Annotated in this window: 22 protein-coding genes; 17 read left to right on the top strand and 5 right to left on the bottom strand. The window is 69.3% G+C overall.

The window, feature by feature from the left end:
• Nucleotides 1–31 precede the first annotated feature (31 nt).
• Nucleotides 32–4099, top strand: a complete 4068-nt coding sequence (locus tag C1746_RS21620) for a DNA-directed RNA polymerase subunit beta' (RefSeq protein WP_116716868.1) — start codon at nt 32–34, stop codon at nt 4097–4099.
• 213 nt (nt 4100–4312) lie between these two features.
• On the opposite strand, the gene C1746_RS21615 is transcribed toward C1746_RS21620, so the two are convergent.
• Both C1746_RS21615 and C1746_RS21610 read right to left on the bottom strand, forming a co-directional pair.
• The gene (locus tag C1746_RS21615) at nt 4313–5239 is read right to left on the bottom strand and encodes an SRPBCC domain-containing protein (RefSeq protein ID WP_116716867.1); all 927 of its coding nucleotides are present in this window, start codon (nt 5237–5239) and stop codon (nt 4313–4315) included.
• Nucleotides 5236–5562 (bottom strand): ArsR/SmtB family transcription factor, encoded by a 327-nt coding sequence (locus tag C1746_RS21610; RefSeq protein ID WP_116716866.1) that lies wholly within the window; start codon nt 5560–5562, stop codon nt 5236–5238. The genes C1746_RS21615 and C1746_RS21610 overlap by 4 nt, the downstream gene beginning before the upstream one ends.
• Before the next feature lie 85 nt (nt 5563–5647).
• Between C1746_RS21610 and C1746_RS21605 the strand changes: the two genes are divergently transcribed.
• The 9 genes from C1746_RS21605 (at nt 5648) to C1746_RS21565 (ending at nt 17254) form a co-directional block, all read left to right on the top strand.
• The gene (locus C1746_RS21605; RefSeq protein ID WP_116716865.1) at nt 5648–6550 is read left to right on the top strand and encodes an AAA family ATPase; all 903 of its coding nucleotides are present in this window, start codon (nt 5648–5650) and stop codon (nt 6548–6550) included.
• On the top strand, nt 6547–7698 hold the full coding sequence (locus C1746_RS21600) for a vWA domain-containing protein (protein ID WP_116716864.1): 1152 nt from the start codon (nt 6547–6549) through the stop codon (nt 7696–7698). Before C1746_RS21605 ends, C1746_RS21600 begins: the two co-directional genes overlap by 4 nt.
• Before the next feature lie 147 nt (nt 7699–7845).
• On the top strand, nt 7846–9006 hold the full coding sequence (locus tag C1746_RS21595) for an EfeM/EfeO family lipoprotein (protein ID WP_116716863.1): 1161 nt from the start codon (nt 7846–7848) through the stop codon (nt 9004–9006).
• A complete protein-coding gene (gene efeB, locus C1746_RS21590; RefSeq protein ID WP_116716862.1) occupies nt 9003–10310 on the top strand; it encodes an iron uptake transporter deferrochelatase/peroxidase subunit in 1308 nt (435 codons plus the stop codon). Before C1746_RS21595 ends, efeB begins: the two co-directional genes overlap by 4 nt.
• Nucleotides 10307–11320, top strand: coding sequence for an extracellular solute-binding protein (locus C1746_RS21585; protein ID WP_116716861.1), 1014 nt, complete (start codon nt 10307–10309; stop codon nt 11318–11320). Before efeB ends, C1746_RS21585 begins: the two co-directional genes overlap by 4 nt.
• A 3-nt stretch (nt 11321–11323) precedes the next feature.
• Entirely contained in the window at nt 11324–13009 is a 1686-nt protein-coding gene (locus tag C1746_RS21580; RefSeq protein WP_116716860.1) for an ABC transporter permease, read from the top strand.
• Entirely contained in the window at nt 13006–14070 is a 1065-nt protein-coding gene (locus C1746_RS21575) for an ABC transporter ATP-binding protein (protein WP_116716859.1), read from the top strand. Before C1746_RS21580 ends, C1746_RS21575 begins: the two co-directional genes overlap by 4 nt.
• Nucleotides 14067–15611 carry a hypothetical protein gene (locus C1746_RS21570; RefSeq protein ID WP_162868081.1) on the top strand — a complete coding sequence of 515 codons (1545 nt, stop codon included), beginning with the start codon at nt 14067–14069 and terminating at the stop codon, nt 15609–15611. The genes C1746_RS21575 and C1746_RS21570 overlap by 4 nt, the downstream gene beginning before the upstream one ends.
• A complete protein-coding gene (locus C1746_RS21565) occupies nt 15608–17254 on the top strand; it encodes a lysylphosphatidylglycerol synthase domain-containing protein (protein ID WP_116716857.1) in 1647 nt (548 codons plus the stop codon). The genes C1746_RS21570 and C1746_RS21565 overlap by 4 nt, the downstream gene beginning before the upstream one ends.
• Nucleotides 17255–17271: 17 nt before the next feature.
• On the opposite strand, the gene C1746_RS21560 is transcribed toward C1746_RS21565, so the two are convergent.
• On the bottom strand, nt 17272–18096 hold the full coding sequence (locus C1746_RS21560) for a siderophore-interacting protein (protein ID WP_240599093.1): 825 nt from the start codon (nt 18094–18096) through the stop codon (nt 17272–17274).
• Between the two features lie 188 nt (nt 18097–18284).
• Here C1746_RS21560 and C1746_RS21555 point away from each other — a divergent pair, with 188 nt between their 5' ends.
• Entirely contained in the window at nt 18285–18782 is a 498-nt protein-coding gene (locus tag C1746_RS21555; protein ID WP_116716856.1) for a Dps family protein, read from the top strand.
• A gap of 3 nt (nt 18783–18785) precedes the next feature.
• On the top strand, nt 18786–19229 hold the full coding sequence (locus tag C1746_RS21550; protein WP_116716855.1) for a Fur family transcriptional regulator: 444 nt from the start codon (nt 18786–18788) through the stop codon (nt 19227–19229).
• A 10-nt stretch (nt 19230–19239) separates the two neighbouring features.
• Here the strand turns inward: C1746_RS21550 and C1746_RS21545 are convergent, their stop codons facing one another.
• A complete protein-coding gene (locus tag C1746_RS21545) occupies nt 19240–19452 on the bottom strand; it encodes a hypothetical protein (RefSeq protein ID WP_116716854.1) in 213 nt (70 codons plus the stop codon).
• Nucleotides 19453–19573: 121 nt separating this feature from the next.
• Nucleotides 19574–20674, bottom strand: a complete 1101-nt coding sequence (locus C1746_RS21540) for an RsbRD N-terminal domain-containing protein (protein WP_116716853.1) — start codon at nt 20672–20674, stop codon at nt 19574–19576.
• Between the two features lie 111 nt (nt 20675–20785).
• Here C1746_RS21540 and C1746_RS21535 point away from each other — a divergent pair, with 111 nt between their 5' ends.
• From C1746_RS21535 to C1746_RS21515, 5 genes are all read left to right on the top strand, one after another.
• Nucleotides 20786–24094, top strand: a complete 3309-nt coding sequence (locus C1746_RS21535; protein WP_116716852.1) for a penicillin acylase family protein — start codon at nt 20786–20788, stop codon at nt 24092–24094.
• 52 nt (nt 24095–24146) lie between these two features.
• A complete protein-coding gene (locus C1746_RS21530; RefSeq protein WP_162868080.1) occupies nt 24147–24386 on the top strand; it encodes a ribbon-helix-helix domain-containing protein in 240 nt (79 codons plus the stop codon).
• A complete protein-coding gene (locus tag C1746_RS21525) occupies nt 24383–24805 on the top strand; it encodes a TA system VapC family ribonuclease toxin (protein WP_116716850.1) in 423 nt (140 codons plus the stop codon). Before C1746_RS21530 ends, C1746_RS21525 begins: the two co-directional genes overlap by 4 nt.
• A 141-nt stretch (nt 24806–24946) precedes the next feature.
• On the top strand, nt 24947–25366 hold the full coding sequence (locus C1746_RS21520) for an ABC transporter ATP-binding protein (protein ID WP_205712047.1): 420 nt from the start codon (nt 24947–24949) through the stop codon (nt 25364–25366).
• Nucleotides 25367–25373: 7 nt separating this feature from the next.
• Nucleotides 25374–25955 carry a TMEM165/GDT1 family protein gene (locus C1746_RS21515; RefSeq protein WP_116716849.1) on the top strand — a complete coding sequence of 194 codons (582 nt, stop codon included), beginning with the start codon at nt 25374–25376 and terminating at the stop codon, nt 25953–25955.
• Nucleotides 25956–25968: the final 13 nt, after the last annotated feature.

Raw genomic sequence — 25968 nt, 5'->3', positions numbered from 1 at the left:
ACTACGCAAGACGAAAGAGAGCAGCACACGAATGCTTGACGTCAACAACTTCGACGAACTGAAGATCTCGCTGGCCACCGAAGACCAGATCCGCATGTGGTCCAACGGCGAGGTCCGCAAGCCCGAGACGATCAACTACCGGACGCTCCGTCCCGAGAAGGACGGGCTGTTCTGCGAGAAGATCTTCGGGCCGACCCGCGACTGGGAGTGCCCCTGCGGGAAGTACAAGCGTGTCCGCTTCAAGGGCATCATCTGCGAGCGGTGCGGAGTCGAGATCACCCGCTCGAAGGTCCGCCGCGAGCGGATGGGACACATCGAGCTGGCCGCGCCGGTGACCCACATCTGGTACTTCAAGGGCGTGCCCTCACGCCTCGGATACCTCCTGGACATGGCGCCGAAGGACCTCGAGAAGGTCATCTACTTCGCCTCCTACATCATCACCTCGGTCGACGACGAAGGACGGCAGGAGGCCCTGCCCGAGCTCGAGAAGGAGATCGCGGCCGACAAGAAGCACCTGGAGTCCCAGCTCGAGAACGAGCGCGAGCAGCTGCTGCAGGAGCTCGAGACCACCCTCGCCGAGATGGAGGCCGAGGGCGCCAAGGCCGACGCCATCAAGAAGAAGCGTCGCGAGATCGAGAAGCTGATCAAGGGGGTCACCGAGCGCGCGGCCGACCGGGCCGAGCGGCTGGACGACGTCCTCGAGCTCTTCCGCGGCCTCGGCGTCAAGCAGCTCGTCATGGACGAGATGCTCTACCGTGACCTGCGCGACCGGTTCGGTGAGTTCTTCACCGGCGGCATGGGTGCGGAAGCCATCCGCGACCTGTTGGGTCAGGTCGACTTCGAGGGCGAGGCCGACACGCTGCGCCAGATCCTGGCCGACGAGGCCGAGAAGATCAAAGCCGGCAAGCGCAAGACCCGCTCGCAGAAGGCCACCCGTGCCGTGAAGCGGCTCAAGGTCGTCGAGGCGTTCCGGACCACCGGCAACGACCCCACCTCGATGGTGCTGAAGGCCGTCCCGGTCATCCCGCCGGACCTGCGCCCCATGGTGCAGCTGGACGGTGGCCGCTTCGCGACGTCCGACCTGAACGACCTGTACCGGCGTGTCATCAACCGCAACAACCGCCTCAAGCGACTGATCGACCTCGGCGCCCCCGAGATCATCGTCAACAACGAGAAGCGGATGCTGCAGGAGGCCGTCGACGCCCTGTTCGACAACGGCCGTCGTGGCCGTCCCGTCACCGGGCCCGGCAACCGTGCGCTCAAGTCCCTCTCCGACATGCTGAAGGGGAAGCAGGGCCGGTTCCGCCAGAACCTGCTCGGCAAGCGCGTGGACTACTCCGGTCGATCGGTGATCGTGGTCGGTCCGCACCTGAAGCTGCACGAGTGCGGCCTGCCGAAGAAGATGGCGCTGGAGCTGTTCAAGCCCTTCGTCATGAAGCGCCTGGTCGACCTCAACTTCGCACAGAACATCAAGTCCGCCAAGCGGATGGTCGAGCGGCAGCGCCCGCAGGTCTGGGACGTGCTCGAAGAGGTCATCGGCGACCATCCGGTGCTGCTCAACCGCGCACCGACGCTGCACCGCCTCGGCATCCAGGCCTTCATCCCGAAGCTGGTCGAGGGCAAGGCCATCCAGATCCACCCGCTCGTCTGCTCGGCGTTCAACGCCGACTTCGACGGCGACCAGATGGCGGTCCACGTGCCGCTGAGTGCCGAGGCGCAGGCCGAGGCCCGGATCCTGATGCTGTCCGCCAACAACATCCTCTCGCCGGCCAACGGTCGTCCGCTGGCCACCCCGACCCAGGACATGGTGCTCGGTGCGTACTACATGACGTACGCCGAGGGGTCCGACGAGTTCGCGTCCAAGCCGGCGGAGGGCTTCGCCGAGGAGGTCCGCGAGGGCAAGGTCAAGGTCGCCGCGTTCAGCGGACCGGCCGAGGCCGTCATGGCCCTGGACCGCCGCGAGGTCACCCTGCAGGACTGGTGCCTGGTCCGGCTGAAGGGTCGGGTCGTCCGCGAGGACGCCCTGTTCGACCCGATCGGTGAGGACGGCGTGTCCGAGGAGCTGGTCATCGGAGAGGAGGACGGTCTGCGGCTCGTGCAGGACACCGCCAAGGGTGTCCGCGTCATGACCACCGTCGGGCGGGTCCTGTTCAACGAGATCTTCCCGCCACGGATGCCGTACAAGAACGAGTTGGTGACCAAGAAGGGGTTGGCCAACCTGGTCAATCGCTGCGCCGACGACTTCCCGTCGTGGGAAGCCGCCGAGGTCCTGGACCGGATGAAGGACATCGGGTTCAACTACAGCTCGCGCGCCGGTGTGACCGTCTCGATCGACGACGTCACCCCGCCGCCGGTCAAGGAGGAACTGGTCGCCCAGGCCGACAAGGACGCCGCCTCGGTGGAGTCCAAGTTCGAGAAGGGCCGTCTGTCCCCGACCGAGCGTCGTGACGCGCTGATCGAGATCTGGACCACCACCAAGGACAAGGTCCAGGACGCGATGGCCGAGAACTTCGAGACCGAGGAGCGGACCAACCCCATCTGGATGATGGCCCACTCCGGTGCCCGTGGTTCGATGGGTCAGCTGGTGCAGATCGCCGGCATGCGTGGTCTGGTCGCCAACCCGCGCGGTGAGATCATCGAGCGGCCGATCAAGTCCAACTTCCGTGAGGGCCTGAGCGTCCTCGAGTACTTCTTCTCCACCCATGGTGCTCGGAAGGGTCTGGCCGACACCGCGTTGCGGACGGCCGACTCGGGATACCTCACCCGTCGCCTGGTCGACATCGCCCAGGACCTGATCATCCGCAGCGAGGACTGCGGCGTCACGCGTGGCATCCCGATCGAGGTCGGGCAGCGGGACTCCCAGACCCTCTTCGGACGCATCCTGGCCCAGGACGTGTACTACCCGGGCAGCGACGACCTGCTGATCGAGGCGGGGACGGAGATCGCCGACGGTGAGATCCGCGCGCTGCGCTCGGTGCTGGTCAAGGGCCTGCACCCGGAGACGGGCGAGGAGCTCGAGACCAAGGCCACGGAGGTCGACCGGACGATCCGCGTCTTCTCCGTCCTCAACTGCGAGGCCGAGGTCGGCGTCTGCGCCAAGTGCTACGGCCGCGCGCTCGCCGAGGGCCGGATGGTCCAGATCGGCGAGGCGGTCGGCATCGTCGCCGCCCAGTCGATCGGTGAGCCCGGTACCCAGCTGACCATGCGGACCTTCCACTCCGGTGGGGTCGCGGGTGAGGACATCACCCATGGTCTGCCGCGTGTCGTCGAGCTCTTCGAAGCTCGCTCCCCCAAGGGGAAGGCCGAGATCGCACCGGTGTCCGGTGTCATCTCGATCGAGCAGACCGACAAGGGCATGGACCTCAACATCGACCCGGGCAACGACGAGGACATCGTCACCATCAGCGTCACCTCCCGTGCACGGCTGATCCGGGTGCCGGACGACTCGACCGCATCCGGCGACCGTGAGCTCGAGACCGGCGACGAGGTTCGCGTCGGCCAGCAGCTGACCGTCGGGTCGATCGACCCGCACGAGAAGCTCGAGATCCTCGGTGCTCGTGAGACCCAGAAGCTCCTCGTCGAGGAAGTCCAGAAGGTCTACGGCGCCCAGGGTGTGTCGATCCACGACAAGCACATCGAGCTGATCATCCGGCAGATGCTGCGACGCGTGAACATCATCGAGCCCGGCGACACCGACTTCCTGCCCGGGGAGCTGGTCGACCGCCTGAAGTTCTCCAAGGGCAACCGACTGGCCCTCGACGAGGGTCATCAGCCAGCCAACGGCCGGCAGGTCCTCATGGGGATCACCAAGGCCTCGCTGGCAACGGACTCGTGGCTGTCGGCCGCGTCGTTCCAGGAGACCACCCGGGTCCTCACCGAGGCCGCCATCGAGGGCAAGTCAGACGCCCTCAACGGCCTGAAGGAGAACGTGATCATCGGCAAGCTCATCCCGGCCGGGACGGGTCTGCGGAAGTACCGCGACATCGCTGCGGTGCCGACGGAGATGCCGACCCAGCTGATGCCGGCCGACCTGCTCGACTCCTTCGGTGAAGGTGGCGACTGGGACGCTGAGGAGAGCTGGTCCGAGGGCGTCTACTAGCCCCTGGTTCTCATCCGACCATCGACGGCCGGCCCCACGCGAGGGGTCGGCCGTCGTCGTATCCCCAGCTGAGCCGACTCCGGCGCTGGGGTCCGGGCGTGTGCCTGGTTGCGTTGACGCATGCGTGACTTCGCCCGCCAGGAGCGGGTCAACTCACGCATGCGTTCCCGCATGGGCGCTCCGAGGTCACGTCGGCGAACCCTGACCGACAAGTCACGCGAGCAGTGACTCAAGTTGGCTGATGTGGGCGGGTAGGTGGTGGGCCGACTGGATCTCAATGGCCACGGCCTCCCACGGTCGTGGCTCATCGAGGGCCACCTCCTCGTTGCTGCTCAGTCGGCAGTGAACGAGTGTCTGGCGCTGCGCGTCGGTCATGTGTGAGAGCGCACCAGCGAGTGCCCGAGCGTGCATCCGACCACGCGCGACCAAGCCGTCCCGGTCGTCTGAGTGGCTGATCCATCGCGCCAGCGCCTCCCGGTCCTGGCTCGTCCCGTTCTCGAACCGAGCCTCCCGGTCGTGCAGGATCGCATTGCAGACCGCCGTCATCGCAGCGTCGTTCAGCGCAACGTGGGCGATCACCTCATCGGCGGTGAACTCGCCCTGCGGGGGAGCGACGAAGGTGCCGCGCTCGGCCAGTTCGAAGAAGGCCGCCTGCGCGGACATCAACACGTCCAGCGCCTCCGCGGTGAGCCGCCTCTCGGTCCCGTCGGCGAAGAAGTCGAGGATCGCCCCCCACGCATCCGGCCCGTCGTACCCGCGACGCCGTTCGATGGCCTCCTCACCCAAGATCTCCCAGCCGTCATGGGTGATGGTCACACGAGTGAGGTCTCCTTCGGACTCGAACGACACCGCGACCCTGGTGGCCTGACGGGCCTCACCCCCGGGGTTCCACCGAATCTCCAGTCGGCGTGGCGCGTCCCAGCGCTGCACGGCGCCCCACACGGTCTCGGATCCGTCGACGCTGGTCTCGATCAGTTGGCCGTCCCGAAAGGACAGACCACCCGACTGCTCGCCGTAGAGCCCGTGGGTCGGCAGCGGCCACCAGGCTCCGATCTCCTCGGTGAACACGCGAAAGGCTTCGGCGACGGTGGTGTTGACCGTGGCGGAGCGGACGACAGGGGGCAGTGCGGTCGTGCTCATGGCTGCTCGTTTCGTTCAGTCTCGACCGTTTCGGTGTGGGCGACGAAGGCTGCGAGGGCGTCGTCCCAGAAGCTCTCGACCCAGCGTCGGACCAGGTGCAGTCCGTCTCGGTCCAGGCGGTAGAGATTGCTGGCGCCCTGTGGTCGGTGGGTGACGAGGCGGGCGTCCCGGAGCACACGGAGGTGCTGCGACACCGCTGGCTGGCTGACCTCGAGCGCGTCCGTCAGCGATCGCACGCTGCGCTCGTCCTCGCGGAGAAGGTCGAGGATCTGCCGGCGCGTCGGGCTGTTCAACGCCTCCAATACCATCGCTACATCAGCCATGGCTTATGATAAGCACGGTCTGATGCCACTCGCAAGTGCCGGCACGCGCGAATCACCGGTCACTCGATGCGTAGGATGCCGGTTGATGGACGTGGTCGATGTCGACGGGTTGGTCACCGGGCTGGCCGAGCACAGCTACCTGGCTGACGACGACCTGGCGACGGCCATGTTCCTGGCCCTCCGCATGGAACGCCCGATCCTGCTCGAGGGCGAGGCCGGCGTCGGCAAGACCGCCATCGCCCACGTCATGGCGGCGCTGCTGGAGACCGACCTGATCCGTCTGCAGTGCCACGAAGGTCTTGACCTGGCCCAGGCGGCCTACGACTGGGACCATGCCCGCCAACTGCTGCACCTGCGGGCCGCGGAGGCCACGGGGGAGGCTGCCGCAGCCGGGGCGACCGAGCTGCGGGACGGCCTCTACGGCGGGGACTTCCTGATCCGACGGCCGCTCCTGCACGCCATCGATCACGGCGGTGACCCGCCGGTGCTGCTGATCGATGAGGTCGACCGAGCCGATGACGAGTTCGAGGCCTTCCTCCTCGAGATCCTGAGCGAGTACGCCATCACGATCCCCGAGCTCGGGACCTTCTCCACCGATCAGCCGCCGCTGGTCATCCTCACGTCGAACCGCACCCGTGACCTCCACGACGCGCTGAAGCGGCGGTGCCTCTACCACTGGGTCGAGCACCCCTCCCGTGAGCGCGAGACCGCCATAATCCGACTACGAGTGCCCCAGGCCAGCGCGACCATCGCACAGCAGGTCGCTGACGTCGCCGCGACGCTGCGAGAGCACGGGCTGTACAAGCCCCCGGGGATCGCTGAGACGATCGACTGGGCGCATGCCCTGACCGTCATGGGGGCCACCGAGTTGGATCCCCGGTTGGCCGAGGTGACCCTCGGTGCGCTGCTGAAGTACCGGGAGGACACCGAGCGCGTCGTCGGACACGGGGTCGCTGCGATGCTCGAAGCCTCCTTCGGGCGGCGATGACCGCAGCCCTCCCCACCGCGGAGGGGCCGCTGGACGGCGCTCGGGTCGTGACCGATCTGGCCCGCGCGCTCCGCGAGGAGGGCGTCGACGTCGCGATCACCAGCGAACTGCTGGCAACCGAGGCCGTCAGCACGGTCGGTATCGCAGACGCCGACCGCCTCTACATCGCGGGACGAGCCGCCCTGATCCACGACCCGGAGGACATCCCGGCCTACAACCGGGCGTTCGCCCTGGTGTTCGCCCGCCCCGTGGCCCGCCCGCTCCCGCCCCTCGAACCCCCACCGCTCCGAATCACCCTGAACCACGACGACCCTGACACCCAGGACCGCGACGGCGGTTGGGAGGTGGACAACCGCGGGGAGGACCTGACGCTGCGCTTCAGCGCGACCGAGGTGCTCCGGCGGGCTGACCTGGCGACGCTGGATGAGGCCGACCGAGCCGAGGCGCAGCGACTGATCGCCCAGCTGCGGCTGGACGGCCCCTGGCGGCGGGGACGACGACACCGACCTGCCCGCCGCGGCCCGACGCTCGATCTGCGCCGGACCGTCGGACACGCCCTGGCCACCAGCGGGGAGATGGTGCGGCTGGCGAGGACCGCGCCTGCGCCAACCCTGCGCCGGCTGGTGTTCGTGCTCGACGTCAGCGGGTCCATGGAGCCGTACGCGACAGCCCTCGTGCGCTTCGCCCACGTGGCCATGACCGTGCGCTCACGCGTCGAGGTGTTCGCGGTCGGCACCCGGCTGTCCCGGCTCACCCGCAGCCTGGGCACCCACGATCCGGACGTGGCATTGGCGGCGGCGGCCGCTGCGACGCCGGACTGGGCCGGCGGGACGCGACTGGGAGAGGCGCTGGCGGCCTTCAACGATGGCTGGGGCCTTCGAGGCATCGCGCGCGGGGCCGTCGTCGTGATCGCGAGCGACGGCTGGGACCGTGGTGATCCGGGCCAGATCGCGGAGCAGATGCAGCGCCTCCACCGCGTCGCCCACCGGGTCGTCTGGGTCAACCCGCTGGCGGCCGATCCGCGCTTCGCGCCGGTCGCGTCGGGCATGGCGGCCGCTCTGCCCCACGTCGACGACCTTCGACCGGGCGAGTCGGTGGCGTCGCTGCAGCGCCTGGCCGATCTGCTGGCCGACGTCACCGGCCGCTGAGCGTCACCCCTCGGGGCCGCCGCGTGCGGGTCCTCCAGCGCCGCTCACCACGTCTGTTCCCGGTTTGGCACTCCATCAGGCCTGCCGCTAAGGTGAGGCTTACCAAATCTAGTGGCAACGTTGCCGTCCCACGAAAGGAAGCACTCCATGAGAGCGCGGAGCAGTGTACACGCCGTTCTCGTCGTCCTCGTCCTCGGCCTGGCTGCCTGTGGGACGACCGACGACGGCGCCACTGTCACGAACCTCAACTCCGAGGAGGGCGGCGGGTCCGAATCGGGCAGTGCGTCAGGTTCGGGGAGTGGCTCGGGCTCGGCCAGCGGCTCAGCGAGTGCCACTGGGTCTGCCAGTGCCAGTGAGTCTGCCAGTGCCAGCGGGTCCGCAAGTGCCAGCGGTTCGGGCAGCGCGACCGGTGCAGCCAGCGAGGACGCGAGCGGCAGCGCGTCGGGAAGTGGGTCCGCCAGCGGCTCGGCCTCCGGCAGCGCCACCGGCCTTGCTGCGGAGGACCTCTCGGGGGAGACCGACAACGAACTCGTCCTCGAGGCAGTGGAGGAGTACCGGACCTACGTCGGCGAGCAGGTCGACGAGATGATCGAGCTGACCACCGTCTTCACCGACGCCGTTCGTGCTGGCGACCTCGAGGGCGCACAGGACGCCTACGCACCCTCACGTGTCCCGTGGGAGCGCATCGAGCCCATCGCCGGCCTGATCGAGGAGATCGACGGTGCCGTGGACGCCCGCGTGGACGACTTCGACGGCGTGGACGACCCCGAGTTCACCGGCTGGCACCGCCTCGAGTACATCCTGTTCGAGGAGGACACCACCGACGGCGCCGCAGAGTTCGCCGACCAGCTCGATGCAGACCTCCAGATCCTCGACGAGCAGATCGAGACCCTCGAGTTCCCCCCGGCGGCGGTCGCCGTGGGTGGTGCCGAGCTCATCGAGGAGGTCTCCCTCGGCAAGATCACCGGTGAGGAGAACCGGTACGCCAAGACCGACCTCTGGGACTTCAATGCGAACGTCGAGGGTGCGACGCAGGTCGTCGAGTTGCTGACCCCGGCGCTCGAGGAGGCCGATCCCGACCTCCTGGCCGACATCGATGCCGGCCTCGAGGAGTTGAACGCGACGCTCGACCCACTGCGCGATGGCGACGGCTGGGTGCTGTACTGCCTCCCCGACGACGAGTTCCCCTCCGACCGGTGCCCCGACGAGCCGACGGTGGGCGCCGACACCGTGGATCAGCTCCAGTCGCAGTTGGCCGGTCTGAGCGAGGACATGTCGCAGGTCGCCGGGGCGCTCGGCCTCCAGTGAACGCGTCCGCCCAGCCGGGGATCAGCCGTCGGCGACTCCTCCGCGCCGGCAGCACCGGTACCGTGGTCCTCGCTGGCCTGGCGGCTGGCTGCACGGCCGCCCGCGAGGACGCCGCTGGCGACGCCCCGCCCAGCGATCAGCCCACCGGGTCCAGCGACACCCTGGCCGAGACGCAGCCCACGAGGGAGGCGCAGTACCTGCCCTTCGAGGGCGTGCACCAGACCGGCATCACCCACACGCCGGTCGCCGCGCAGGGGCTCGTGGCCGCCTTCGACGTGACCGCCACCGAGCGGGATGGCCTGCGCACCCTCATGCAGAACCTCACGACGGAGAGCCGCGCCCTGATGGCCGGCGAGGAGATCCCGCAGCGCGACCCAGCCTTCCCGCCCGTGGACTCCGGCCTCCTGGGCGAACAACCCCCACCGGACAACCTCACGATCGTGGTGTCCGTCGGCGATTCGCTGTTCGACGACCGGTTCGGGCTGGCCGATCGAAAGCCGGTCGAGCTGCGTCGGATGCCGTTCCTCGCCAATGACCGCCTCGATCCGGAGCGCAGCCACGGCGACATCCTGATCAGCATCGAGGCCGAGCACGCCGACACCATCCAGTTCGCCCTGCGCCAGCTCATGCGCGCAACTCGCCGCGAGATGGTGCTGCGCTGGATGGTCGACGGCTACACCCGCGGGACGAACCCGAGATCCGGAGCCGGCGCACCCCGCAACCTGCTGGGCTTCAAGGACGGGACGGCCAACCTGGACGCGAGCGACGAGGAGTTGATGGACCGCTTCGTCTGGCTTGCCGAGGAGGATGACCAACCGGCCTGGGCGGTCGGCGGCAGCTATCACGTCGTCCGGCAGATCCGGATGTTCGTGGAGTTCTGGGACCGCACCCAGCTGGCCGAGCAGGAGGCACTGATCGGGCGTCACAAGCTCTCCGGGGCGCCCCTCGGGGAGGATGCCGAAGACGTCGAACCCGACTACAGCGACGACCCCGATGGCGAGGTCATCGCCCTGGATGCTCACATCCGTCTGGCGAACCCGCGCACACCGGAGTCGGAGGAGAGCCTGATCCTGCGTCGTGGCTTCAACTTCTCACGCGGCTTCGACCGCGCCGGACAGCTCGATCAGGGGTTGGCCTTCGTGTGCTACCAGCGGAGCCTCGAGAAGGGCTTCCTGACCGTCCAGGGCCGACTGTCCGGCGAGCCGTTGGAGGAGTACATCGTCACCGTCGGCGGCGGCTTCTTCTTCGCGCTGCCGGGCGTCACCGATGCCGCCGGCCATCTCGGCGAGGGACTGCTGGCATGACCCGCCCTCGACTGCTGCTCGCCACCATGAGCCTCCTCACACTCCTCATCACCGGCTGCGCCGTCGGTGGAGGCGACGAGGACGCCGTCCGGGTCTACTCCGGTCGGCACTACGACCTCGAGGTCGCCTTCGAGCGCTTCGCCGAGGAGACCGGCATCAACGTCGAGTTCCTCTTCGGCTCCGACGCCGAGCTGCGGGAGCGGATCCAGGCGGAGGGCGAGGACACCGAGGCTGACGTCTACCTGACCGTCGATGCCGGTAACCTCTCGCTGGCGGCGGAGGAGGGCTTGTTCCAGCCACTCGACTCTGCGGTGCTGGACGAGGTCGTCCCCGAGAACATCCGCCACCCCGACGGGCTGTGGTACGGCCTCTCGCAGCGGGTGCGCACCTTCGTCTACGACCCCGATGACGTCGACCCGTCCGAGCTCGGGACGTATGCCGACCTGGCCGATCCTGCCTGGGATGGCCGGCTGTGCATGCGCAACGCCTCCAACGTGTACCAGCAGTCGCTGGTCGCGAGCCTGATCGCGAATCACGGCTACGAGCGTGCCCTCGAGATCGTCGAGGGCTGGGTGGCCAACGATGTGCAGATCCTGGGGTCGGACATCCTCGTGCTGGAGACCATCGCCCAGGGTGGATGCGATGTGGGCCTGACGAACCACTACTACCTGGCTCGACTGCTCGAGGACGACCCTGACTTCGGCGTCGACCTGGCCTTCGCGGGTCAGGACGCCGAGGGCGTGCACGTCAACGTCAGCGGTGCCGGTGTGACCCGGTTCGCCGACAACCCGGACCTGGCCCAGCAGCTGCTGGAGTGGCTGGCTGACGACGGACAGGACCTGTTCGCGAACAGCAATCACGAGTACCCGGTCAACGATGCTGTCGAGCCGGACGAACTCGTGGTCGAGGAGTTCGGTTCCGACTTCTCCGCCGATCCGCTGAACGCCGCGGAGTACGGCAGCTTCAACGCCGACGCCGTCCGCCTCATGGCCGAGGCCGGCTTCGAGTAGCTCGTGTCCACCATCGTCAGGAGAGCTGGAGGGTCCGGCGGCTGGGTCGTCGGCCTGGTCGCGGTCACCGTGGTTGTCGTCGCACCCGTGCTGGTGATCCTCTCCAGCGTCCTCAGCCCATCGACGGCCGTGTGGTCGCAGCTGCTCGAGACCGGCCAACTGCGACGGATGGCCCTCGACACCGCCGGCCTGCTGGTGCTGGTGGCGACCGGCACCCTCGTGCTCGGTGCGGGACTGGCCTGGCTGACGTTCGCCTACACCTTCCCCGGGAGCCGTCTGCTCGGCTGGCTGCTGGTCCTGCCCTTGGCGATGCCGGGCTACATCCTCGGCTTCGTGACCCTGTCGCTGTTCGGGTTCACCGGCCCCATCCAGGGCGCACTCCGCTCCGCCTTCGGCTCGGACGTACCCGTCCCCGAACTCCGCTCGGTCGGCGGCGCGGCGATCGTGTTCGTCCTGACCCTGTACCCCTACGTGTACCTGTTGGCCAGAGCCGCCCTCCGTGAGCAGGCGGCGACCGGCTACCAGGTCGCCCGGGCGTTCGGTCATGGGCCGCTCGCCGCCGCTCGCCGGGTGGTGCTCCCGCTGGCCAGACCGTCGCTGGCCGCCGGGGTGACGCTGGTGATGATGGAGACGTTGACGGACTTCGCAACCGTCCAGTACTTCAACGTGCGAACCCTGACGGTCGGCGTCTACGACATCTGGAAGGGCATGTTCGACCGGCAGGCTGCCAGCGAGGTGGCTGCCCTGGTGCTCCTGGTGGCGCTGCTGATCCTCGGTGCCGAACGACTCCTCCGGGGCCGGCGTCGCTACGACCAGCCCGGCACGGGCCAGCCGCTCGAGCCGACGCGCCTGACGGGGTGGTCGGCCATCGCCGCCACCGGTGTGTGCGCCACCGTGCTGCTCTTCGCGTTCGTTGCACCGGCCGGGCAACTGCTGGTGTGGGCGATCGGTGACGGGCTCGGCGGACCCGGCGTTGACGGTCGCTTCGCCAGCTTCACGCTGAACAGTGCCGGCCTGGCCGTCGCGGCCGCGATCCTGGCCGTCGGCGTGGCAGCGCTCGTGGTGAACGCGGCACGCTTCGCGTCCAGTCGGACGGCCGACACGGCAGCGCAGCTGACGACGGTGGGCTACGCCCTGCCCGGCCCGGTCGTCGCCATCGGCGTGCTGGTCCTCCTGGCGGGGCTCGACGCAGTGCTGCGCGGTGTCGGCATCGATCTGCCGGGGGTCGTCGTGACCGGCTCGATCCTCGGCCTGGTGTACGCCTACGCCGTCCGGTTCCTGGCTCTGGGTGTGAACAGCGTCGGCGCGTCGCTGCAGAAGGTGCCGCGCGATCTGACCGATTCGGCCCGGGTGCTCGGGGCCGGCTCAGGCCGGGTCCTCCGCCGCATCCACCTGCCGCTCACGTCCAGCGGCCTGTTGGTCGGGCTGCTGCTGATCGTCGTCGAGGCCCTCAAGGAGCTGCCCATCGTCCTGCTGCTGCGGCCGTTCGGGTTCGACACCCTGAGCGTCTGGGTGTGGCAACTGGCGTCTGACTCACGCTGGTCCGCGGCCGCTCTGCCGGCGCTCGCCATCATCGCGGTGAGCCTGATTCCGGTGGCCCTGCTGTTCCGTCGTCTGGTCCCTGATCAGGGTACGGAGGACCCTGCTGCCCAGGGGGCCGCGGCCGACGACCTGCGGGTGTTCGCATGACGGCCGCGCTCGAGGTTCGTGGCCTGTCCAAGTGGTACGGCGGGGTCGCCGCCGTGGACGAGGTCGACCTGACCCTGGAGCACGGGGAGATCGTCGCCCTCGTCGGACCCAGCGGCTGCGGCAAGTCGACGATGATCCGGCTCATCACCGGGTTGGTCGAGCCTGATGCCGGCACGGTCGTGCTGGCTGGCGAGGAGGTGCACGGGCGCTCCGGCAGTCGACCACCCGAGGGCCGAGGGATCGGCGTCGTCTTCCAGGACCACAGCCTGTTCCCACACCTCGACATCGCCGCCAACATCGCCTTCGGCCTGCACCGGCGGTCGGCTGCGGAGCGTCGCTCACGGGTCCAGGAGGTCCTGGCGTTGGTCGACCTCCCCGGCGTGGGGGAGCGGTACCCGCACGAGCTATCCGGCGGTGAGCGTCAGCGGATCGGCCTGGCCCGCGCGCTGGCGCCCCAGCCCGACCTGATCTGCCTGGACGAGCCCTTCGCAAGCCTCGACCCGGCCCTGCGGCAACGCGTTCGCTCCGATGTCGTGGAGATCCTTCGCGACGCCGGAGCCGCGGCACTGCTGGTGACCCACGACCAGATCGAGGCCATGGCCATGGGTGACCGCGTTGCGGTCATGAAGGACGGCCGGTTGATGCAGGTGGGCTCGCCGGACACGGTGTTCACCAGCCCGACCAGCCGCTTCGTCGCCGAGTTCCTGGGTGAGGCCGACTTCCTGCCTGCGTGGCTGCAGAGCGACGGCACCACCATGACCGAGGTGGGGGTATGCCGGTCACCGGACGCCCACCTGGTCGGGGACCCCGGCACCTTGACCACGATCATGGTTCGTCCGCACGAGGTGGTGGTGACCCCTGACCGCGATGGGGACGTGATGGTCAGCAGCACGGAGTTCCGTGGCGGTCACGTCCTGCTGGTGATGCAGTTGCCGTCTGGACGTCGGCTGCGGGCCCTGGTGCCGCACACCGAGGCGATGGGCACCGGCGACCGGGTGTCGGTCTCCCTCGAGCATGGTCACGCTCCCGCCGTCCTGATGGCAGACGGACCCGCCTCGTGAGCACGGGCACGCCAGCCCCCGAACGCCAAACTCGTGCGTCGGTGTGGCGCTGGGTGGTTCTGGTCGGGCTGCTGGCCGCGGTGATCAGTGCGGTCGGTATCCCCGCCCGCGCGACCTATGGGGCGCAGGTCTCCGGCGACGAGCCGTACTACCTGCTCACCGCGCAGAGCCTGATCAGCGACGGCGACCTCGACATCAGCGACCAGATCGCGTCAGGGGCCTACCGTGCCTACCACGACCTGGCGCTGGACGAACAGACGGTGTCGCTCGACACCAGCGGTCGCCGGGTCAGTCCCCACGATCCGCTGCTGTCGGTGCTCCTCGCGCCGGCGATGGCGTTGCCCGCGGCAGCCGCCTGGCCGGCCGCCAAGGGGCTGCTGGCCATCGTTGCGGGGCTCACGGCCGGGCTGACCTGCTGGACGGCGGTCCGGCGCTTCGACGTCTCCGCGGTCACAGCCGGCATCGTCGTCGGAGCGGCCTTCGGCGGCATACCGCTGGCCAACTACGGCAGCCAGGTCTATCCGGAGATGCCCGCCGCACTCCTGGTGGTGGCCATCGTGGCGACCGGGACCGCTCCGTCGCTCCGCTGGGGGCACCTGGCCGCGATCGCCGCCGCCGTCGTCGCGCTGCCCTGGCTCTCGGTCAAGTTCACGCCCGTGGCGGGCGTGCTCATACTAACCCTCCTGTGGCGGCTATGGCGCGACGGACGACGCCGCGACGCAGGGGCGGTGGTGGGGTTCCTCGCCGTGGCCGGCGTGCTCTATTTGGTCGCCCACCAGCTGTGGTACGGCGGCTGGACGGTCTACGCCGCGGGCGACCACTTCGTGGCCGACGGCGAGTTCTCGGTGGTCGGCGTGGAGGCCGACTATGCCGGGCGGACCCGCCGGCTGGTCGGGCTGCTGGTTGACCGAGGCTACGGGCTGGCCGCGTGGTCACCCCTGTGGTTGCTGGCGCCCGCAGCGGTGACCGTGGCCGGTCTCCGCCGACATCGGTCCCGCACCTGGCTGCTCGTCCCCATCGCGGTCGGCTGGTCGGTCGCAACCTGGGTGGCGCTGACCATGCACGGCTGGTGGTCGCCGGGCCGCCAGGTCGTCGTCGTCGCACCGCTGATCGTCGTTGCCCTTGCCGTGGCAGTGGACGCCGTCCGATCTCGCCGGACCGCACACGCTGTGGTCCTCCTGGCCGGACTGGCGGGGGCGGTCAACTGGGCGACCTCGGCGGTCGAGGCAGCGACCGGTGGCCCGGTGCTGATCGTCGACTTCGAGGAGTCCGCTGCACCGGTCAGGCGCCTGCTGGCTCCACTGCTCCCCGACGGCGTCGTCGGTGGTCTGTCGGCCGACGCGCTGCTCCTGGCCTGGTTCGTCGGATTGGTCCTGACCGCCGTCGTCGCAGGGCGGGTGCTCGGTCACCGACGCTCCAGCGTCGCACCCGACCCTGCCCCCGGAACCCACCTGGAGAGCGTGGACCGGCGCCCCCCGCCGGTCACTGCCCGCGCCACACCGTCGCACCATCCGGACGAGGAAGAGGTAGCCCTGTCATGATGCTCACCCACCAGCTGCGGCGCCTGCCCACCGCTGCCATCGTCCTCGTCGTCGTCGGTGCGGCGACCGTGGCCATCGGCGGTCTGGTCGGCGTCGTCGACGGCGGGTCGCTGCGCGCGGGCCTGCAGCGTGCCGCGGGGGACCCGCTCGGCCTTGCGGTCGGCGTGCTCGGCTTCGGGCTGGCGTTCGTCCTCCGGGCGAACGCGTGGACCCGCACCATGCCTGGTCTGTCGAACCGCCAGGCCGTGGCGGGCATCCACCTGGCGCTGGGCGGCAACCACGTACTGCCCCTTCGCCTGGGGGAGCCGTTGCGGATCGTGTCCGTCGTCAGGCGGGCTGGCGTCGATCCCGGCGACGCCACGGCGTCCACCGTGGCCCTCCGCTCCGCCGATCTGCTCTCGCTCCTGGCGCTCGGGACGTTGGCCGTGCCGGGCCTGGTCGCCCCGAGCCTGGGTGGCGTCGGTCTTGCCCTGACCGTGGTGCTCGGGCTCGTGGCGGCGATCGCCGTGCGTGTGATGGTCCGACGTGCCCGCCGACGCGGCGGGATACGTGTTCCTGACGCAACCGTCGTGCTGCTGACGACGCTGGCGTGGCTGGGCGAGGCCGTCCTGGTCTGGCAGGTGCTGCGGTGGTTCGACATCGCGGTGACGCCTGCCCAGGTCATGGGAGTCCTGGCGGCCGCGGTGGCCGCGCAGCTCGTCGCCATCGCTCCCGGTGGGCTGGGGACCTACGAAGCCGCGGCCGCCGCCGCACTCGTCGCCGTCGGGGCGGATCCGGGGGTCGCCTTCGCCGCCGCCCTGGCGCTGCACGGGATCAAGACGGTGTACAGCCTGGTCGCAGGGGTCGTCGCGCTCATGGTCCCATCGCCACCGCTGTGGGGCCGACTGCGACTGCCGCGTGCGCTGCCGGCCCGACCGAGCCCGCAGATGCCGGCTGATCCTGGCGCGCCGATCGTGCTGTTCCTTCCCGCCCACAACGAGGCACCACGAGTCGCGCAGGTGATCGGCCGGGCACCGTCGTCGATCGGGAGCCACCCGGTCGAGGTCGTCGTCGTGGACGACGGCAGTGCCGACGACACGGTTGCGGTGGCTGAGGCTGCCGGCGCCACCGTCATCGAGCACACGGTCAACCGGGGCCTGGGAGCAGCGGTTCGGACCGGCTTCGAACACGGGGTCGAGACTGGCGCCGCCGCGGTGGTCTTCTGCGATGCTGACGGTGAGTACGACCCCGGCGAACTGGACCAGGTGGTTGCCCCGATCCTGGCCGGAGCGGCCGACTACGTTGCCGGTAGCCGCTTCGCCGGCCGGATCCAGCACATGCGACCGCACCGTCGCCTGGGGAACATCGTGTTGTCCCGTTGGGTGCGATGGATCGTCCGCCGACCGGTGACGGACGGCCAGACCGGCTACCGGGCGCTGTCACCAACAGCGGCCGCCGCCGTGGACCTCCCGCACGACTACAACTACGCCCAGGTCCTCACGATCGACCTGATCGCCCGCGGATTCGTGTACGCCGAGGTGCCGATCACCTACCGGTTCCGCGAGTCGGGTCGCTCCTTCGTGCGGCTGAGCCGCTACCTGCGCCGGGTCGTCCCGACCGTGTGGCGGCAGTTGAACCCACCCGCCGTGACCTCACGCGCATAGCAGCACCCCGACCAGGCTCACCCGTCGGGGGAGGAGACGTCTGACTCCATCTCGGCAACGAAGGCCGCCTTGACCGCACGCCACTGCTCGTCGGTCATCTCGCGACGCCAGTAGGGGGAGCACGACATCGAGGATCGATCCAGGCCCCGGTCTGCCAGCAGGTGACGGCGGATCTCCCGGATCTCCGTGGCCTCACCGTGGACGAACGCGAGCACCGATCCCTGCGGCCAGTCCAGGCGCCGCACGGCGTCGAGCAGCAGGGTGGCATCGGCCGCTCTGCCGCTCCGGTGCAGCCACTCGAGGTCCAGGTCGCCGGGACAGTCCAGGGCGATCTCGTGTTCGGGGCCATCGCACACCAGTCGCGCGACGGTGTGCGCCCCCTCCGGGACTGCCTCCAGCGACGCGGCGATGGCGGGCAGCGCAGACTCGTCGCCGACGAGCAGGTGCCAGTCGGCGGCCCGGTCAGGACGGTAGCCACCACCCGGCCCCTCGAAGACGAGCACATCACCAGGCGCGGCACCTGCCGCCCAGGGTCCGGCAACGCCCTCGTCGCCGTGGACGACGACATCGATCAGGAGTTCGCGGGTCTCATCGTCCCAGCGGCGAACGGTGTACCGCCGTCGTGCGGGCCACAGCGGCTTGGGGTGGGCTTCGCGGACCTCCTGAACGTCGAAGGGGGCCGCATACGGTGCCCCGTCAGGCGGGATCGCCACGTTCACGTATGCGTCCGTGGCCGCGACCATCGTGAACCCCTCAAGGCCATCACCACTCAGCCGGAGTCGCACGATCGACGGCGTCAGCCACTCCTTCTCCCGCACCACGCCGTACACCGGTACCTCCACTCGTCGAACCTGGCGCCTCCCTCGTGGCAGGCACCTCGTCCATCTTAGGGAACCCTTACCTCGACCGCCTCCGCCTGTCGGGTGGGCGATGCCGCGTGTTTGCCACCGCGAGCGGCAGGGGTAGTGTGCGCTCACGCCAGATTGGACCTGGTCCAACGTACGTCTTGCCACGCGAATCAGGAGACGCCATGAGCACCGTCAGCCCCGACACCACGCCCGGAACCCAGATCGAGACCAGCCTCACACCGCAGGCTGTGGCGGCTGTGGCCGCGGTGATGCAGCCGACCGTCACCGATCTCATCGATCTCGCCCTGACCGGCAAGCAGCTGCACTGGGCCGTCGTCGGGCCGCGCTTCAAGCCGGTCCATGAGCACCTGGACGAGCTGATCGAGGAGTACCGCGAGTACAGCGACACCGTCGCCGAGTACCTCTCGACCATCGGCGTCGTGCCCGATGGCCGGGCTGTCCGAGTCGCCGGCGACACCCCCATGGACCCGGTGGACGCGACGTTCATGACCGATGATGCGGTGATCGACCTCATGACGGCTCGGATCAAGGGTGTGGCGACCAGCCTGCGGCAGCGGTCAGCTCAGGTCGCAGACGCGGACAGCGCCGCGGAGGACCTCCTCATCGAGATCACGCGAGTCCTCGACAAGCAGCTGTGGATGACGTCGGCCCAACGGTAGGTCGTGGCCCACACTCGGACGCCGTCAGAGCAGGTCCAACCCGCCCCGACGGCTGGCCGCCTGCGCGAGGCCGGACTCCGGGCAACGCAGCCTCGACGGGCCCTGCTCGACTGGCTTGATGCCACCGCGGGGCACCACGCCGCGGAGGGGATCGTCGAGGGCACCGGCCTGCCGAAGGCGACCGTCTATCACGTGCTCGCCCAGTTGCGCGAGGCCGGGTTGGTCCTCGTCGCGGAGACGGGCTCGGGAGGGGTGCTGTACGAAACCGCTGCCCGCGCGCACGATCACTTCGTCTGCCAGACCTGCGAGGTGGTCATCGACGTCCCTCGTGACGACCGGGACACGCCCATCCCCCCGGACCTCGCTGAGCCCAGCACGTCGGCCGGCATCGCGATGGTCGATCACGCCGTCCTCATCCTGAAGGGGACGTGCCAGGACTGCGCCTAGGTCGCTACACCTAGGCGAAGCCCGTTCGAAGGGCGAACTCCGGACCGACGAAGACGTGTCCGACCATGCAGCGGGTGCGGACGTAGCGCTCGGTCCCGTCCAGCCCCGGCATCTCGAACCCGCCGCTCACCTCGGCGACCGTGCCGCAGCCAGGGCACGGTGTCAGGTCGAGGTCGGCAAGCGCACCCGACGGGGTGCCGCCAGGACTGGCGCTGTTGGTCATGGTTTGGAGCCTCGGAGGTGTCAGTCGGTTTGGGCCTAAGGTTAGCTTAACCTCGTGCCTTCGGTCGCTGCAATTCGGCACTCGAGGAGTCAGCCGCGAGGATTCCGATGCAGACCCAACCTCAGGGCTCGCCGGAGCCGCTCGGAGGTGAGGTGAGCAAGGACAAGGCCGCCGCAAGTACCGTCAAGCCACGGGGGCCCGCAGGATCGTGCGTGGTGATCTGCGCCAGCCGATCGAGGCGCTGGCCGAGGGTGTTGCGGTGCACCTCGAGCGCACCGGCCGCGAGACGACGACTGCCGTCGGCCGCGACCAGGGCCGTGACCGTGTCGGTCAACTGCGTGCGATGCAACCGGTCGTGCTCGGAGATGGTACGGCCGATCATGGCGAGACGTTGCACGACGGCCCCAGCGGCCCCTTCGATCACGCCTTCGAACAGCACGTCATCCAGCGTGACCTGACCAACCCGTCCGTGGCGATCAGCCAGGGAGGCTGCCGTTGCAGCGTCGACCAGGGCTGGTCGTAGGGGTCCGGAGGATGGACCACTCACACCTATCGTGGCGTCTGCCCGGGGGATGGGGTCGAGCTGGAGAAGCGCTGCGACGTAGGGGTCAAGCGACAGGCCGTGGTCGACATGGTGGATGACGACCGTTCCGGCCGCGCGGTGTGCTCGAACCGCCTCCGGCCGCCCGACGATGGCCCACCAGGCGGAGCTGTCGGAGGCGCCGCGGTCCAGCAGTCGTTGGACCGCTGTTGGGTCGTGGCCCGCTAGTCGGTCCAGTTCCTCGGCGTGCGCTCTGGCGACCTCCGTCGAGACCCGATCCGTGTAGCGGACGATCCAGCCCGAGACCTCCAGTGCTGCGCCGAGCGAGGCTGGATCTGCCGGGTCGACCAGTGATGCGAGCGTCTCCCACGCCACCGCCGCGCCTCGTCCGTAGGCCGAGAGGAGCGCATCGATTCCGATTCCCTGTCGGGCTCGTCGTCTGGCCCCGTCGAGGAACGGCCGCAGCTCCGCATCAACGGGCAGTCGACCGAGTCGTGCCGCCCGGCACCAGACCAGCAGGTTGCCTTCGATGACGGCCATCACGTCGCTGGCGCGCTCGGCTGACAGGTCTGCGTACGCCTCGATCTCCGTCGTCAGCAGGACGATCGTCCGTTCGGCGATGACAGGGATGCGTGCTTCGAGGGCTGCGACCAGCGCAACCGAGTCAGCATCGGTGTGCATCTGCACACTCTACCCAGGGCCGACGCCCTCTGGACCCGGGGGCGATCGGTGACCGACCATGCCGTGCACGCCGGGCGACCCATCCGACACGCTCGGCGCAGAGAGCCGTCGATGCCAGTCATCACCACGCCTGTCCGCCTTCTCCTGGTCCTGGCCCTGGTCCTCGCAGTAGCGGCCGTCCCTGCCACCGGGCAGGACCTGCCTCCGCTGCCGGATCCGCTGCCCGAACCCGATGGGGTGTCCGTGCTCCGCGACTCCTACGGCGTGCCGGTCGTCACGGCCGACGATGAGCGCTCCTTGTGGCGCGGCGCCGGCTACGCAACGGCCCAGGACCGCCTGTGGCAGGCGGACGTGCTGCGGCGGCTGGGGTCAGGCCGGCAGGCTGAGGTGCTCGGTGCCGATTTCGTCGCCTCCGACGTGGAGATCCGCACCGTCTACGGCGGTCAGGCGCGGTACACCGAGCTGTACGACGCGGCCTCGGAACGCGTTCGCACGATCCTCGACGGTTATGTGGAGGGCTTCAACGCCTGGATCGATGAGGCGACGGCCACCGGGGCGCTGCCGCCGGAGTACCTGGCGCAGGGCATCACGCCACAGCCGTGGACCGTCGAGGACGTGATCGGTCAGATGGTGGTGATCGCGGACAACTTCGGCATCCGCTTCCCCGATCAGCTGGACGATCTGGCGGAGTTGATGGCGCTGCAGCAGTCGCTGGGGGAGGAGGAGGGCGCGGAGGCGTTCGCCGACACCCACTTCTTGGATGATCCCACGTCGCCGACGACCATCGACACGGCCGCGACCGCCACCCCGATCGGGTTCGCCGGTGCCACGGGGGCCGGGACCACAGGTCCGGTGACCCAGGTCCCCGCAGACCTGCCGCCGTTGCCGGCGGGTGAGCCGTTCGGGCAGGCCATGGCCGAAGCTGCCCGGCAGTCCGGGGTCGCTCCGCCGCCGGCCTCCAACGCCGTCGTCCTGGGACCGGAGTGGTCGGCCGACGGCTCGGCACTGCTGCTCGGCGGTCCGCAGATGGGCTACACGGCGCCGCAGATCAACCTCGAGTTGGCCCTGCACGGCCCGAACTACGACGTCACCGGCATGGCCCTGCCCGGCGTGCCGTTGGTCACCATCGGCGTCACCGACACCCACGCGTGGACGCTCACCACCGGCGCCGGCCCCTCAGCCGACATCTTCGCCGAGCCGTTATCTGAAGACGACCCCACCGCCGTCGACTTCGATGGCGAGGACGTGCCACTGGACTGTCGGATCGAGACGATCAGCGTCGCCGGTGGTGATCCGGTCGAGCAGCAGATCTGCGAGGGCGTCCACGGTCCGGTCATCGGCCAGGCCGACGGCACGGTCTTCACCTTCGCCAACCCCGCGCGCGGTGCCGAGCTCGACAGCATGGAGGCATGGCTGGACTACGCGGCCGCTGATGACGTCGATAGCTTCGGCGAGGCCGTGGACCGCAACGCCTACAACTTCAACGTCATGTACGCCGACGTCGAGGGCAACATCGCGTACTACCACTCGGGTCGCTTCCCCGTGCGTCCCGCCGGCCTGTCGTTCCTGCCCGTTCCGGGTGACGGTTCGGCCGAGTGGGACGGCTTCGTGGACCCCGCCGACCTCCCCCGCGCCGTCAACCCTGAGCAGGGCTGGATTGCGCAGTGGAACAACAAGCCCGCGCCCGGCTGGCAGAACAACGGGGGTGGGACCTCCGGGTTCGGTCCGGTCCACCGGGTCCGAACGCTGCTGGACCTGCTGGAGGACCTGGACACCGGCACCGCGACGACTGCGACTCTGGAGGACATCAACCGGACGGCTGGTCTGACCGCTGCCGCGGACTACAGCACGCAGGGCTCCGCGGGTGCGGTGTTCGCGCCGAACCTGCTGGAGGGCATGCTGGCCCTGGTCGACGTCTCGGCCGATCCTCGACTGGCAGACACGGTTGCACGGCTGGAGGGTTGGGACCGGCTCGAAACCGATGCCGACGGCGACGGCACCACCGATGACGGAACCGCCACGCTGTTCCACGCTTGGGTCGCCGCGGTCGACCAGGCTGTGGTCGCCGACGAGCTCGACGACATCGTCGGCAACGCGGTGACGCGGTCCCAGGTCATCGCCCGGCTGCTCCAGGGTGAGGATGCAGGGCTCCCGTTGGCCCACGACTGGCTGGACGGGGCTGACCTCGGCGAGGCGCTGACGGCCACCCTGGTCGCCACGCTCGATGCGCTGACGGCCGAGTACGGCAGCGATGACCCGACGACCTGGACCATCGACGCACCGGTGCTGTCGTGGAGCTCGGTGGGTGCCCTGCAGGTTCCCGACACGCCGTACCACAATCGAGGCACCTACAACCAGATCGTCGCCCTGGGCGGGGGCGAGATCCGCTCAGCCGTCAACGTGATCGCCCCCGGTCAGTCCGGAGACCCCCGATCGCCGCACGCAGCCGATCAGCTGGAGCTGTACGCCACCTGGCAGTACAAGCCCATGGCCCTGACCGAGGTCGTCCGCGTGGCTGGCGACAGCCGCGTAACGACGGCAGCACAGGTTGCCCGCGACACCTTCGACACGCCGGTCGACACGGTGGTCATCGCTCGAGCCGACGAGTACGCCGATGCCCTATCAGGAGCGCCGCTGGCCGCACAACTCGAGGCTCCGATCCTCCTGGCCGACACCGATGGCGTTCCGCAGGCCACCACCGACGTCATCGAGGAGCTCGGTGCCTCAACGGCGGTGCTCCTCGGTGGTGAGGCCGCACTCAGTACCGAGGTGGCCGACGCCCTGACCGACGCCGGCCTGAGCATCGACCGAGTGGCCGGAGATGACCGCTTCGCGACGGCGGCGGCTGTTGCGGAGCGGGTCGGGGGCGAGACCGTCGTCATCGCGGAGGGTGCCGACGGCGACCCGTCACGTGGTTGGCCGGATGCCCTGGCGGCTGCCACGTACGCCGGGTCGACGGGTGTGCCGGTCCTGCTGGTGGAGACGGACGCGCTGCCGGCCGCGACCGCAAGCGCCATCAGCGATCTGGGAGCCACATCGGCGCTGGTCGTCGGTGGCACCGCGGCCGTGTCAGAAGCCGTGGCCGGCCAGATCGGTGATCTGGTCCCGGTGGTCGAGCGCGTCGCCGGGGTCGGCCGCGTGGAGACGGCCGCTGCAATGGCTGAGCGTGCCGTGGCCGATGGCGTGCCGTCGGACCAGGTCTGGGTCGCGACAGGGGCCGATTGGCCTGACGCCCTGGTATCCGGTCCGGCCGTCGCGGCGCAGGGGGGCCTGCTGCTACTGGCCGACGTCGAGCGCGCCAGCCTCACCACAGACGTGATCGGGGAGTTCGACCCGAACCGCGTGGTGGTCCTGGGCGGCACCGCGGCGCTGCCAAGCACCGTGGCTACCGAACTGGTGGACGCCACTCGATCGGAGTGACCGCCAGGCGGGTTGCATCACTGCATCATAGGCCGATGCTAGAATGCAGCCCGTGCGCACGACGGTCAACCTCGATGACGATGTCCTTCAAGCTGTGGAGGCCTTACGCGCCGAACGTGGCCTTCGGCTCAGCGAAGCCGTCAATGAGCTCGTACGGCGGGCCGTCGCGCTGGCCGACCAGCCCGATCCTGCTCCCTTTCGTCAGGAGGTCAGCAGCATGGGTGCGGCGTTGGTGCCGATGGACGACATCGCGGCAGCGCTGGAGCACCTCGAGGGTCCCGCCCAGCGGTGATCGTCGACGCGAACGTGCTGCTGTACGCACGCAACGCTGACGACCCGAGCCACGACCGTGCGCGACGATGGCTCGAGTCGGCGCTCAACGGCGAGGCTCGAGTGGGCCTGCCGTGGCTGTCCCTCTCGGCCTTCTACCGGATCGCCACCAACCCGAGGGCCCTGCAGCATCCGCTCTCACCCGCGAGTGCCGCTGATCAGATTCGCGCGTGGCGGTCGGCTCCTCGGGCGTGGACACCGTCAGCCGGAGCCGGCTTCGATGAGGTCTTTCTGGACGTGTTGACCAAGCACGAGGTCAGGGGTCCGCTGACGACCGACGCCCTTCTCGCCGCACTGGCCCGGCATCACGGTGTCGCCGTGGTGTCGACAGATGCGGACTTTGCAAGGTTTGATGTCCAGTGGATCAACCCGTTGGCGTAGAGGGCGCCGCCGATCGCTACGAGCCTGTGCGCCACTGGCGGCACCGCCCTCGTGCTGGCCATGCTGGGCGGCGCCTGCCTCGTCCACCAGTCGTGGCTGTCGCAGTGGGGACGGGAGGGCCACGACGCCGTTACAGGAGCGATGGATGCCACCGGTAGCCGTGAGCTGGCAGGGCGCTCCGTCGATCAGCTCTCCGGCGGGCAACGGCAGCGCGTCTGGATTGCGATGACACTAACTCAGGAGACCCCGGTCATGCTGCTGGACGAGCTCACGACGCACCTCGACGTCGCCCATCAGGGCGACGCACTGGACGCGCTGGCCGAGTTCAACGAGGCGGACGATCGCACCCTGGTCATCGTGCTCCACGACCTCCTCCTGGTTTGCCGATACGCCCACAATCAGATCGCCCTGCGCGAGGGCAAGATCGTCGCGGAGGGCCCGCTGACGGAGATCGTCACCGAGCAACTGGTGCAGGCGGTGTTCGCCCTGCAGTCCCAGATCATCGCCGATCCGGTGTCGGCCACTCCGCTGGTGGTTCCCATCTCGGCCACCGGCCGCTAGGCGGCTCATGGAGAGCGTCCTCACCGCCATTGGGGTGGTCTTCCTCGCCGAACTCGGTGACAAGACACAGCTGGTGGCACTCGGACTCGGTGCTCGGAACCGGCTAGGCCCCGTGCTGACCGGGGTGGCGATCGGCTACCTCGTCGCCACCACGCTGTCAGTCGCCATCGGAGCGGTGCTTGGGGCTGCTCTGCCCACGACCGCGGTGCAGATCGGCGGTGGGCTGGCCTTTCTGGGCTTCGCGCTCTGGACACTTCGCGGCAGTGACGACGGCGCAGCACGGGACGATGGTGAGCCAGGCGCAGCTTCGAACGGCACCGGAGCCATCGTCCTGCGCTCCGCCATCGCGCTGTTCGTCGCCGAACTCGGTGACAAGACGATGTTTGCAACGGCCACGCTGGCGGCGGACGCGCGTAGTGCTGTGGCGGTCTGGGTCGGAGCCAGCATCGGCATCCTCGCGGCCGGCGCCGTCGGGGTCGTGATCGGTCGTGTGGCGGGGCGGGCGCTTCCCGAGCGACCCGTTCGACTTGCGTCGGCGGCGCTGTTCGCCGTCTTCGGAGTGCTGTTGCTGGTTCAGGGACTCAGCTGATCACCAGTAGGCT

The sequence above is a fragment of the Euzebya tangerina genome (genome assembly GCF_003074135.1).
In the GTDB taxonomy this organism is placed as follows: Bacteria; Actinomycetota; Nitriliruptoria; order Euzebyales; family Euzebyaceae; genus Euzebya; species Euzebya tangerina.
Note: the sequence above shows the minus strand (reverse complement) of the source record. Positions and strands in the feature narration are given on the sequence as shown.